Annotated in this window: 11 protein-coding genes; 9 read left to right on the top strand and 2 right to left on the bottom strand. The window is 71.2% G+C overall.

Annotated features, from left to right (window positions below):
- Positions 1 to 57: 57 nt before the first annotated feature.
- Positions 58 to 960 (top strand): TatD family hydrolase, encoded by a 903-nt coding sequence (locus N4R40_RS01025; protein WP_261605508.1) that lies wholly within the window; start codon positions 58 to 60, stop codon positions 958 to 960.
- Positions 961 to 1,210: 250 nt separating this feature from the next.
- On the opposite strand, the gene N4R40_RS01020 is transcribed toward N4R40_RS01025, so the two are convergent.
- Positions 1,211 to 2,197: a LacI family DNA-binding transcriptional regulator gene (locus N4R40_RS01020; protein ID WP_261605507.1), complete on the bottom strand. Its 987-nt coding sequence runs from the start codon at positions 2,195 to 2,197 to the stop codon at positions 1,211 to 1,213.
- Positions 2,194 to 3,495, bottom strand: coding sequence for a glutamyl-tRNA reductase (locus tag N4R40_RS01015; protein ID WP_261605506.1), 1,302 nt, complete (start codon positions 3,493 to 3,495; stop codon positions 2,194 to 2,196). The genes N4R40_RS01020 and N4R40_RS01015 overlap by 4 nt, the downstream gene beginning before the upstream one ends.
- Positions 3,496 to 3,506: 11 nt before the next feature.
- Here N4R40_RS01015 and hemE point away from each other — a divergent pair, with 11 nt between their 5' ends.
- From hemE to hemL, 8 genes are read left to right on the top strand one after another with little or no spacing between them, the layout of a single operon-like run.
- Positions 3,507 to 4,607 carry a uroporphyrinogen decarboxylase gene (gene hemE / locus N4R40_RS01010; RefSeq protein ID WP_261605632.1) on the top strand — a complete coding sequence of 367 codons (1,101 nt, stop codon included), beginning with the start codon at positions 3,507 to 3,509 and terminating at the stop codon, positions 4,605 to 4,607.
- The gene (locus tag N4R40_RS01005; protein ID WP_261605505.1) at positions 4,604 to 5,965 is read left to right on the top strand and encodes a protoporphyrinogen/coproporphyrinogen oxidase; all 1,362 of its coding nucleotides are present in this window, start codon (positions 4,604 to 4,606) and stop codon (positions 5,963 to 5,965) included. Before hemE ends, N4R40_RS01005 begins: the two co-directional genes overlap by 4 nt.
- Positions 5,962 to 6,636: a hydrogen peroxide-dependent heme synthase gene (hemQ, locus tag N4R40_RS01000; RefSeq protein ID WP_261605504.1), complete on the top strand. Its 675-nt coding sequence runs from the start codon at positions 5,962 to 5,964 to the stop codon at positions 6,634 to 6,636. The genes N4R40_RS01005 and hemQ overlap by 4 nt, the downstream gene beginning before the upstream one ends.
- A complete protein-coding gene (locus tag N4R40_RS00995) occupies positions 6,636 to 7,859 on the top strand; it encodes a ferrochelatase (RefSeq protein ID WP_261605503.1) in 1,224 nt (407 codons plus the stop codon). Before hemQ ends, N4R40_RS00995 begins: the two co-directional genes overlap by 1 nt.
- Entirely contained in the window at positions 7,802 to 8,797 is a 996-nt protein-coding gene (hemC, locus tag N4R40_RS00990) for a hydroxymethylbilane synthase (RefSeq protein ID WP_407665806.1), read from the top strand. The genes N4R40_RS00995 and hemC overlap by 58 nt, the downstream gene beginning before the upstream one ends.
- Complete coding sequence (locus tag N4R40_RS00985) at positions 8,794 to 9,582, top strand: uroporphyrinogen-III synthase (protein WP_261605501.1); 789 nt, start codon at positions 8,794 to 8,796, stop codon at positions 9,580 to 9,582. Before hemC ends, N4R40_RS00985 begins: the two co-directional genes overlap by 4 nt.
- On the top strand, positions 9,579 to 10,574 hold the full coding sequence (gene hemB, locus N4R40_RS00980; protein WP_261605500.1) for a porphobilinogen synthase: 996 nt from the start codon (positions 9,579 to 9,581) through the stop codon (positions 10,572 to 10,574). The genes N4R40_RS00985 and hemB overlap by 4 nt, the downstream gene beginning before the upstream one ends.
- Positions 10,571 to 11,878 carry a glutamate-1-semialdehyde 2,1-aminomutase gene (hemL, locus tag N4R40_RS00975; RefSeq protein ID WP_261605499.1) on the top strand — a complete coding sequence of 436 codons (1,308 nt, stop codon included), beginning with the start codon at positions 10,571 to 10,573 and terminating at the stop codon, positions 11,876 to 11,878. The genes hemB and hemL overlap by 4 nt, the downstream gene beginning before the upstream one ends.
- The last annotated feature ends 131 nt before the right edge of the window (positions 11,879 to 12,009 follow it).

The following is a 12,009-nucleotide window of genomic DNA, read 5'->3' as shown; positions in this document are numbered from 1 at the left end:
CCTTGTCCCGCATAAGGCTGGTTCGGCAGCGTCAGAACGACCGAAAGTGGGACAAGCATGAGTGAGAGTGCAGCATCGGGGCTGGTCCCCGCGGATCCCTCGCAGTACGTTCGCGTCCGCGAGAAGGGCGCGCGCGACGTGTCGTATCCCGCGGCACCCGACCCGCTGCCCGTGCCGGTGTACGACAATCACGCCCACCTCGAGATCGAGGACGGCGAAGGACTCGACCTGGACGACCACCTCGCACGTGCACGCGCGGTCGGCGTCGCCGGTGTCGTGCAGGCCAGCGGTGACGTCGACTCCAGCCGGTGGTCCGCGTGGGCCGCGGCATCCCACGCCGGTGTTCTCTCGGCCGTCGCGATCCATCCGAACGAGGCGCCCGCGTATGTCGAGCGCGGCATACTCGCCGACGCGATCGCCGTGATCGATGAGCTCGCCGCGCAGCCGCGGGTGCGGGCGATCGGAGAAACCGGGCTGGACTTCTTCCGCACGGGGGAGGAAGGACACGCCGCGCAGTTCGAGAGCTTCGAAGCGCACATCGCGCTCGCGAAGAAGCACGACATCGCGATGCAGATCCACGACCGCGAGGCGCATGACGCAGTGCTGGAAACCCTCGCCCGTGTCGGCGCTCCGGACAAGACTGTGTTCCACTGCTTCTCCGGAGACGCGGCGATGGCGCGGATCGCCGCCGACCACGGCTACTGGCTGAGTTTTGCCGGGAATGTCACTTTCAAGAACGCGCAGAATCTGCGCGACGCCCTGGCGCTCACCCCGCGGCAGCGGATTCTCGTCGAGACCGATGCGCCCTTCCTCACCCCGACGCCGCTTCGTGGACGCCCGAACGCGCCCTACCTGATCCCGGTCACCGTTCGGTTCATGGCCGCTGAGCTGGGCGTGGACCTCGCCGAGTTCTGCACGCAGCTGGCCGCCAACACCGTCGAGGTCTACGGCGAGTTCTAGCCGCTCGCGCGGAGCGCCAACGGGCCCAATCGTATGGGCTGTGGGGCGGATGCGGGCGTGTGGTGCTGGTGGGGCGCGCTGGAGCGCTCGTGCCATACGACTCGATGCGTCGGACGGAGTCACGACGGCCGGAGGCGCCGGCGGGCGCGAGTGCCAACCGGCCCAGTCGTATGGGCTGTGGTGCGGATGTGGGCGCGTGGGGCTGGTGTGGCGCGCGGGAGCGCCCGTGCCATACGACTCGACGCGAGCGCTAGCGGGTCGTCGAGCCCCGGACGATCTCCCACGGCAGATCGATGACCCGCGGCTCCGACCCGGACACCTCGCCGAGGCGCGCGAACATCGTCTCGGCAGCCAGCTCCGGATGCACGCACACGTGCGTGATCCCGAGGCGGTCGTTCAGCGCGCAGTCGGTCGTGCATAGCGCCACGAGCTGCAGATCGCGCGGGATCACCCGTCCGGTCGCCTCGAGTTGGAGATAGATCTCGGGGCCTTCCTCGCAGAACGAGAAGATCGCGTCGGCGCCGGCATCCAGCAGCGTCCGCACTTCGCGGGCGAGCCGACGGCGGCCCGGATCCACGCGCGCCACGATCGGGGTCCGGCTGCGCACCGCGGTCCATGCGAGGTAGGCGCTCTCACCGATCTGATCGCGCGGCACTTCGCTTTCGTCCACCAGCAGTCCGATGCGCTCCGCGCCGGCATCGGCCAAGAGCGCCAACGCGGCGCGCACGGCCGAGTCGTACCCGGTGCGGATGCTGAGGCCCGCCGCTCCGGCGATGTACAGATCGTTCGCGACAACGGGGACGCCGCGGGTCACCGCTTCGCGGAGGACAGCGCGGTCGTCGGCCGGATCGGGAAAGTAGAGCACATCGATCTGCGCGCGCTGGACCAGGTCGGGTCGGGAATCGGGGAGGACGGTGACGGCGAAGCCGTGCGCGGCGGAGGCGCGCACGAGCGCGTTGAGCTGGCGCGTACGCCGCAACGCTCGGCGCTCGGCGGCGTCGTCCTCGGGGGTGTCCGACATGACGAAGCCGACCGACATCGTGCGTCCTCCGCGGAGGGCTGCCGCGGAGCGGTTCGGCGAGTATCCGAGCTCAGCGGCGACGGCTTTGATGCGGGCGCGGGTCTCCGGGCGCAGGTTCCCGCGGTCGTTGAGGGCCTGGCTCGTCGCGGCGGTCGATACACCCGCGCGCTCGGCGACATCGCGGAGCGTGACCGCACGCGTCGCCGCGGGGGTCATGACAGATCCCGGTCGTCGGCGTCGAACACGGTGGCGATCGCGTCGGTCCAGGCCGTTCCCGATCCGGATGCGGCATGCGTGTGCCCGCGTGCGATCAGCGAGTGCAGCAGCGCTCCGGAGAAGTGACGGAGCGCCGCTTCGGTTTCCGGGCCCGCCCCGCGGGCCCGCGCGCGTTCGATCTCGGCATCCAGAACGCCGTGCACGTGCGCGCGCAGGGCGACGACGGCGGGGGCGACCTCGTGCACGCGCCGCGCGGCGGCGTGCCGTTGCGCGGCGGTCGCGACGATCAGCTGGGCTTCGCCGAGCGTCGCGAACTCGTCGATGGGGGCGTGGATGCGGATCGTGTCGAGGTCGAGGAGGTCGATCCCGGGGAGTGCGCGCACGCCCGGATCGACGTTGCGCGGCATGCCGAGGTCGATCACGAGCTGATCGTGGGAATGGCCGGCGCGTGCGGCGCCGTGTTCCTCCGCGGTGAGGGCGTAGGTGTCCGTGACCGTCGTGCAGGTCACCACGACGTCGGCGGTCGCCGCCTCGGCCGCATAGTCGTCGGCGCTGACCGCGCGCAGGTGCTCGCGCTGCGCGAAGCGACTGTGGCCCGACCGGGAATGCACCCGGATGTCCGTCGCCCCGACGTCACGGAGCGCGGCGAGAGAAGCGGCGGCATAGCGCCCGGAGCCGACGAGCAGCACCCGGGCGTCTTCCCACGAGGAGATGCGGGAGCCGGCCAGCTCGACGGCCAGGCGCACGAGCGAGCGACCGGACTCGCCGAGCCGCGTGGAGTTCTTCACGGCACGCGACGTCTCGGTCGCACGCTGGAAGAGGTGTTCCAGGGCGGACGTGGTCAGGCCGTCACGGCGTGCGGCATCGAGCGCGCGGCGGACCTGCCCGGCGATCTCGTCCTCGCCGACGGCGACGGAGTCGAGCCCGGAGGCCACGGCGAACAGGTGGTGGGCGACCCGGTTGCCGTGTGCGAAATCGACCGTCTCGCGAACCGCGCGGAACGGCAGGTCGGTGAGGTCGGCCAGTTGCTCCATCGCGGCATCCATCGCGGGGACGGGGGATCCGTCGGCGAGATCGAAGTACGCCTCGAACCGATTGCACGTCGACAGGACGACCGCACCCCGGATCGATTCGTGCGCCTCGCGCAGACGCGGAGCGACGTCGTCACCGATCACCGACAGGCGTTCGAGCGAGGCCAGCGGAGTGGTGCGCTGATGAGCGGACAGACAGACGAGCACGCGCAGAACACCTCCGAGGATCCCGGCTAGTATAACGATTAACTGATCACGCAGCGTCACCCGAGGAGTTCATCATTCCGGCTTTGCATCATCCCTTCCACGCGCACGATACGCGGAACTCCCGCCTCGTGAAGGCGCTTCGCGGTGAGCGACCCGCGAAGACTCCCGTGTGGTTCATGCGTCAAGCCGGACGATCGCTGCCGGAGTATCGGGCTCTGCGCAATCAGGGAACCATGCTGGAGGCGTGCCTCGACCCGGCGCTCGCGAGCGAGATCACGATGCAGCCGGTACGACGACACAAGGTGGATGCCGCCGTCTTCTTCAGCGACATCATCGTGCCGCTGGCACTTCTCGGGCTCGACGTGCAGATCGCACCGGGGCGCGGTCCCGTCTTCAGCGAGCCGGTGCGCACGGCGGCCCAGATCGCCGAGGTCATCCGGATCGATCCCGCCCTCGTCCGCGAGCGTGGCGACGCGGTCGCGGATGCCGTCACGCGCACGACCGCGATGCTGGCGGAGGAGTCCGAGGTGCGCGGCGAGCCTCTGCCGCTCATCGGGTTCGCGGGGGCGCCGTTCACGCTCGCGGCCTATCTCGTGGAGGGGGGGCCGTCGAAAGACCACATGGCGGCCCGGAGCCTCATCCATGCCGAACCGACCGCGTGGGAAGACCTCACGATGTGGCTCGCCGACGTGACCGGACAGTTCCTCGCGCTGCAGGTCGAGGCGGGCGCGAGCGTCGCGCAACTCTTCGATTCCTGGGCAGGCGCGCTCGCTCCCGACGACTACCGCCGCGCTGTGCTTCCCGCCTCGGTCCGGGCGCTCGAGCCGGTGCGGGCATTCGACGTGCCGATCATCCACTTCGGTGTCGGCACGGGCGAGATCCTCACCGATATGGCCTCGATCGGCGTCGACGGCCTGGGCGTCGACTACCGCGTCCCGCTCGACGACGCGGTCCGTCGCGTCGGGCGCGACGTGACACTGCAGGGCAACTTCGACCCCGCACTGCTGTTCGCGCCGGACGAGGTCCGCGTCGCTGCCGCCCATCGCATCCTCGCCGAGGGGCTCGCCGCCCGCGCGCACGTGTTCAACCTCGGTCACGGTGTGCCGATGGATGCCGATCCTGCCGTGCTCACCGCCCTCGTCGAGACGGTGCACGCCTGGCGGGCCCCGTGAGCGTCGCCGACCTCCTCGTCATCGGAGGCGGCATCGCGGGCCTCGCGATCGCGCACGATGCTGCGAAGGCGGGCCTGCAGGTCACGGTCCTCGAGGCTGCAGATCGCGTCGGGGGGCTTCTGCAGCGCGCGGAACTCGACGGTGTCGCCTTCGACATCGGCGCCGAATCGTTCGCGACCCGCACCTCCGGTGTCGCTGGCCTGATCGCGGATGCCGGTCTTCCCCTCGCCGTCGTCACCCCAGCGCCGGGCGGCGCCCACCTCCTCACGACAGGCCCAGGCGGCCTCCTTCGTGCGGCGCTCCCGCGGCGGACGGTGCTCGGGATCCCCGCCGATCCGTTCGCGGCGGACGTCGTGCGGATCCTCGGAGCCGACGGTTCCGCGCGCCTCGCCGCGGAGCGTGACCTTCCGCCGCTGAGCGGTGCCGACGAGCCGTCGCTGGCCGAGCTCGTCACGGAGCGCTGCGGCCCGTTGGTGCTCGAACGCCTCGTCGAGCCGCTGTGTCGCAGCGTCTACTCGCAGCCGGCACAGGCCGTTCGTCTTTCGCGGTTGCACCCGGCTCTGTGGCGCGCGGCGGTCTCCTATGGCTCGCTCCTCGCCGGCGCGGACGCCTGCGCGACCGATGACCGTGCCGGTGCCGCAGTCGGCGGGATCAACGGGGGCATGTGGCGTCTGGCCGCCGAGCTCGACCGCGCCGCACAGGACCAGGGCGCTCGCATCCGCACGGGCGTGAGCGTCCTCGCTGTCGCGGCAGACGACGGCCATGTCGCCGTCACGACAGCCGGAGCTGTCGTCCGCGCGCGCCATGTGGTCATCGCGACGGGCGCCGCCGCGGCGCGCGCGCTCCTCGATCCGGCGGGCGCGCAGACCGCGGACACGACGCCCCGTGTGCGCGTCGTGGCCGCTCTCGTCGACAACCCCGCGTTCGATCCCCGTCCCGTCGGCTCCGGCGTGATCGTCGCCCCCGGGGTGCCCTCGGCGGCGAAAGCGCTCACCCACGCGAATGCGAAGTGGCCGTGGTTGGCCGAGACGCTGCCGGTGGGTCGCCACCTCTTCCGCCTGTCGGCACGCGATGCCGATGCCCCCGGGCTCGAGACGCCCGCCGACGTCGCGCGGGAGATCGCGTTGCTGACCGGGACACCCGTGGATGCGGCGGACGTCATCGCGCTGACCTCTGCCGAGTACGCGGATGCCGTCTCCCGCGCGCCCGTCGATGAGCGCCGCCTGACGGAGCTCAGTGACGCCGGCATCCACCTCGCCGGTGCCGCCGTGGCCGGCACGGGGCTCGCGTCCGTTCTTCCGCACGCCCGCGATCTCGCGGCATCCTTTTCATCCACGTCCTCAAGGAGCACCGCATGAGCGACCAGAATCCCTTCGGCTACACCCTCTTCGCGATCCTCGCCGGGCCTCGCCCCCGCACCGCAGCGCCGTCCGGTGCCGCCCTCGATGAGCTGTCGACGGTCATCGACGGTCTTCCCGCGGGCGGCGTGACCGTGCGCGGCCTGTACGACGTGACCGGCATGCGGGCCGACGCCGACCTCATGGTCTGGCTGCACGGCGAAGACCCCGCGGCGCTGCAGGCGGCACTCCGAGCGATCCGGCGCACCGCGCTCCTCGGCGGGTACGCCAACATCTGGAGCGCGATGGGCGTGCACCGTGAGGCGGAGTTCAACAAGCGGCACGTGCCGGGGTACCTCCGGGGCGAGCACGCGCGGCAGTGGCTGTGCCTGTACCCGTTCGTACGCAGCTACGAGTGGTACCTGCTCCCCGATGCCGAGCGCTCCGCGATGCTGATGGAGCACGGGCGCAAGGGGGCCGCCTTCACCGACGTCGTGGCGAACACCGTGTCGACATTCGGCCTGAGCGACTATGAGTGGCTTCTGCCGCTCGAAAGCGACGAGCTCACGAGCCTCGTCGACATGATGCGCGAGCTCCGCGCCACCGAGGCTCGGCGCCACGTGCGGGAAGAAGTTCCGTTCTACACCGGACGGCGGGTCGAGGTTTCCGAGCTCGCGGAGGTGCTGAGCTGATGGCCGAGAACATCGGTGCAGGCTTCCGCCCGAAGCCGCCACGCGCCACGCGTGCCGAGGTCGCCGAGGAGTGCGCGGTCGCCGGCGCGACGGACGCGAACTGCGCTGGCGAGCCCCACGCGACGACGCCGCAGACCTACGACGCGCTGTTGCTGCTCGGCTTCGGCGGGCCGGAGGGGCAGGACGACGTCATCCCCTTCCTGCGCAATGTGACGGCCGGCCGGGGCATCCCCGACGAGCGCTTGGAAGAAGTCGCGCACCACTATCGCCATTTCGGCGGCGTCTCGCCGATCAACCAGCACAACCGCGAACTGAAGGCGGCGCTGGAAGCGGAGATCGCGGCGCGTGATCTCGGGCTTCCGGTGTACTGGGGCAACCGCAACTGGATGCCGTACGTCACCGATGCCGTGCAGCAGGCGCACGACGACGGGCACCGGCGCTTCCTTGCGATCGCGACGAGCGCCTACTCGTCGTATTCGTCGTGCCGTCAGTATCGCGAAGACCTTGCGGATGCCGTCGAGGCCACGGCACTGTCGCTGCAGGTGCAGATCGACAAAGTGCGGCCCTTCTTCGATCACCCAGGCTTCGTCGAGCCCTTCACCGAGGGCGTGCGTGCGGCGCTCGAAGACCTCCGCGGGCGGGGACTCGACCTCGACACCGAGGTCGAGGTGCTCTTCTCGACGCATTCGATCCCGAACGCCGACGCTGACCGGTCCGGTCCGCCCGAGCTCGCTCTCGGCGCGGGCGGGGCCTACGTCGCCCAGCACACGGCGGTTGCGCAGCGCGTCATGGCCGATCTCGGCGTGGGAACGACCTGGCAGCTCGTCTTCCAGAGCCGGTCCGGCCCACCGCAGGTGCCGTGGCTCGAGCCCGACATCAACGACGCGATGGAGGAGCTGCCCGCGCGGGGACGGAAGGCCGTCGTGATCGTGCCGCTCGGGTTCGTGAGCGACCACATGGAGGTCCTCTGGGACCTCGACACCGAAGCGATGGAAACCGCCGAGCGACTGGGTCTTCAGGCGCTGCGCACACCGACCCCGGGCACGCACCCCGAGTACGTCCGCGGCCTCATCGACCTCGTCCAGGAGCGCGTCGCGGGCACGCCGCCGGCGGATCGCCCGCACCGGACCGACCTCGGCCCCTGGTACGACGTCTGCCGGACGGGATGCTGCGAGAACACACGCCTCGGCTTCCAGCCGGCGCTGGCGGGACTCGCGCCGTGAGCGCACTGCGCCTCGGTACCCGGGCGAGTCTGCTCGCGACCACGCAGTCGGGCCACGTCGCCGATGCCCTCCGCGCCGCCACCGGGCGCGATGTGGAGCTCGTCCCGATCACGACGGCCGGGGACGTGTTGACCGGGCCGCTCGCTCAGCTCGGCGGCACCGGCGTGTTCGTCGCGGCGCTCCGCGATGCCCTGTTGCGCGGTGATTGCGACCTCGTCGTGCACTCGATGAAGGACCTCCCGACGGGCGATGTACCCGGTTTGCAGATCGCCGCGGTTCCGGCGCGGGCATCGGCACGGGATGCGCTGTGCGCGCGCGACGGACTGAGCCTTGACGAGTTGCCGCAGGGCGCCCGCGTCGGCAGCGGTTCGCCGCGTCGGGTCGCGCAGCTTCTGCGCCGCCGCCCCGATCTCGACGTCGCCGGCATCCGCGGCAACGTCGACACCCGGCTGCGCAAAGTGGATGAGGGTGAATTCGACGCGATCGTCCTCGCCGAAGCCGGACTCACGCGCATCGCCCGCACCGCACGCATCACCGAGCTGTTCGCGGATGGCGCCTGGCCGACGTCCGCCGGGCAAGGCGCACTCGCCGTGGAGGTGCGTTCGGGGGACGCGATCGGCGCGGATGTCGCGCTGATCTCCGAGACCGCCTCAGCCGAGGTCGCTCTGCTGGAGCGTGCCGTGCTCCGCCGTCTCGAGGCGGGGTGTGCCGCTCCCGTGGGTATCGGTGCGAGCCACGTGCCGGGAGATGACCGAGTGGCGCTCGTCGCCGAGGTCTATGCGCTGGACGGTGCCCGCGCGGTCCGCGTCGAGCGGACCTTCGCCCGCACCGCGGTCGCCGACGAGGCCGGACGCGCGCATGCTGCGGACGTCGTCGTCACGGAACTGCTGGATGCCGGAGCGGGCGACCTGGCCGACCTCGCCGGGAGCTCCCGGTGACGGACGGAACGCTCCGCCCCGGAGCCCTCGCCGGAGCGCGCGTGTTCGTGCCGCGCGGAGGTGCGTGGGGCGAGCGGGTGAGTCGCGAGATCGAACGTCGCGGCGCGCACGCCGTCGTCGCACCGGTGATCGGGTCCGCACCGCCGCGGGACATCGTCGCGCGCGATCGCACCTTCGCGGCGCTCGCCGCGGGGGAGTACGAGTGGCTGTTCGTCACGAGTGCGGCCGGCGTCGAACAGCTCGTCGCGCACGGCATCACCCTCCCCCCGGCGACACAGGTCGCGACGGTCGGGCCAGCCACCGCTCGCGCGCTGACCGAGATGGGCGCGACCGTCGCGTTCGTGCCGACCGGGCGATCGTCGGCCGCAACGATGATCGCGCAGTGGGGCGTGGGCCGTGCCGCCGCGACGACCGGACGGTGTCTCGTGTTGCGCTCCGACCTTGCCGCCGCGGTCGTCAGCGACGAGCTGGAGGTGCAGGGCCACGCCGTCGACGTGTGCATCGGCTACCGCACGGTCGGCATCGACCTTCCCCCGGAGACCGTGGAAGCGCTGCGCACCGGTTCGTTCGACGTCGTGCTGCTGACATCGCTGAGCGTGGCGCGAGAACTGCGTCGCCAGGTCGGCGTGCTCGATGCGCGTACTCTGTTCGCGTCGATCGGTCCCGGCACGACGAAGGATGCCCGCCATCTCGGGTTCGACGTCGGCCACACCGCGCACACGCAGACTGTCGACGCTCTCCTGGCCGAACTCGATGCACGTTCCGGATCGGAGGATCCCCGATGACCGACTTCCCCACCCGCCGCTTGCGGCGTCTGCGCGGCACCCCGGCGCTGCGTCGTCTCGTCGCCGAGCACGACCTGACTCCGCGCCGGCTCGTGCTCCCCGTGTTCGTGAAAGAAGGGATCGCCACCGCGCAGCCGATCGCGACGATGCCGGGCGTGAGTCAGCATCCGCTCGACGGGCTCGCTGCCCTCGTCGACGAGGCGGTCGCCGCCGGTATCGGCGGGATCATGCTGTTCGGTGTTCCCGAGCACCGTGATGCGGTGGGCTCCGGCGCGACCGACCCCGCCGGCATCCTGAACCGTGCCATCACGGTGGCCGCCGCGGCCGCCCGGGGCCGGATCACCGTCCAGGCTGATCTGTGTCTGGACGAGTTCACCGACCACGGCCACTGCGGTGTGCTCGCGGATGACGGCAGCATCGACAACGACGCGACGCTCGAGGTCTATGCGCGGATGGCGGTGGCGCAGGCGCGCGCGGGCGCCGACATCCTGGGGCTCTCGGGGATGATGGACGGGCAGATCGCGGCCTGCCGAGCCGCGCTCGATGCCGACGGCCGCACCGACATCGTGCTCCTGGCGTATTCGGCGAAGTATGCCTCGGCGTTCTACGGACCGTTCCGCGACGCTGTCGAATCGACGCTCACCGGCGACCGCCGGACGTACCAGCTCGACGCCGCGAACGGCCGCGAAGGAGTGCAGGAAGCTCTCGCCGACATCGATGAGGGCGCGGACATCGTGATGGTCAAGCCCGCGGGGACGTCGCTCGACGTGCTCGCACGGGTCAGTGACCTGTCCGCTGTCCCGGTCTGGGCCTATCAGGTGTCGGGGGAGTACGCCCTGATCGAGCATGCCGCGGCATCCGGTCTGATCGACCGTGACCGCGCGATCGGCGAGAGCCTGATCGCGATCCGACGCGCCGGCGCCGAGGCGATTCTGACCTATTGGGCGATCGAGGTCGCCGGGTGGCTGCGCGCCGGAAGGGACCTGACATGACCGCCACGAATGACGAGCTCTTCGCCCGCGCCCGCGCCGTGATTCCGGGGGGCGTCGATTCGCCCGTGCGCGCGTACGGGTCGGTCGGCGGGACGCCGCGGTTCATCGTCGACGCGTCCGGTCCGTATGTCACGGATGCCGAGGGCCGTCGCTACGTCGATCTCGTCGCGTCCTGGGGTCCGGCCTTGCTCGGTCATGCGCATCCCGAGGTCGTCGCCGCGGTGCAGGCCGCCGCGGCGCGCGGTCTGTCGTTCGGCGCGCCGACGCCGGCCGAAGCGGAACTCGTCGAGGAGATCATCACGCGCGTGCCGTTCGTGGAGCGCGCGCGGCTGGTGTCGACCGGAACGGAAGCGACCATGACGGCGATCCGTCTCGCACGCGGTGCGACCGGTCGCGACCTGCTGATCAAATTCGCGGGCCACTATCACGGACACTCCGACGGGCTCCTCGCCGCCGCCGGGTCCGGCCTCGCGACGTACGCGCTGCCCGGGTCGGCGGGGGTTCCCGAGGCCGTCGCCGCGCAGACGCTCGTCGTGCCCTACAACGACCGCGCCGCACTCGAGGCGGCGTTCGCCGCTCATCCCGGGCGGATCGCCGCGGTCATCACCGAGGCCGCTGCCGCCAACATGGGGGTCGTCGCCCCGGCATCCGGGTTCACCACATTCCTCGCCGAGCTCTGCCGCCGCGAGGGGGCGCTGCTCATCAGCGATGAGGTGCTCACGGGGTTCCGTGCCGCGCGCGGGGGCTATGCGCAGGTGCTCCGAGAGGCGGGGGAGACCCTCGCGCCGGACCTCGTGACGTTCGGCAAGGTCATCGGCGGCGGGCTTCCGGTGGCGGCAGTCGGTGGTCGAGCCGACGTCATGGAGATGCTCGCGCCGATGGGTCCCGTCTACCAAGCCGGGACGCTCAGCGGGAACCCGGTGGCGGTCGCGGCGGGCCTGGCGACGCTGCGGCTCGCCGACGACGACGTGTATGCGCGGGTCGCTGCGGCATCCGAGATCGTGTCGGGCGCCGTATCTGCGGCGCTGTGGACCGCGGGCGTTCCGCACGTCGTGCAGCGCGCCGGGACACTGTTCAGTGTGTTCTTCGGCGCGGAGGTCGCGGACGGAGTTCCCGACTACGCGACGGCGCAGCGGCAGGACTCGGCCGCGTACGGACGGTTCTTCCACGCGATGTTGGATGCCGGTGTCTCGCTGCCGCCGTCGGCGTACGAGGCCTGGTTCCTGACGGCTGCGCACGACGACGAGGCCCTCGGGCAGGTCCTCGCGGCCCTTCCCGCCGCCGCTGCCGCGGCGGGCCGCTGACAGCGGAGCGCCGCCTGATCTCGCGCGCCGACGTTTCGATGGCGCACTTTGTGCCTTCCTCCCGCTGACAGGGCAGAATGAGCCCACTTTTTTCCCGATGATGATGGTGGGGGTGTGATGTCTCAGGACTT

The organism is Microbacterium memoriense, assembly GCF_025398275.1.
GTDB classification, from domain to species: domain Bacteria; phylum Actinomycetota; class Actinomycetes; order Actinomycetales; family Microbacteriaceae; genus Microbacterium; species Microbacterium memoriense.
Note: the sequence above shows the minus strand (reverse complement) of the source record. Positions and strands in the feature narration are given on the sequence as shown.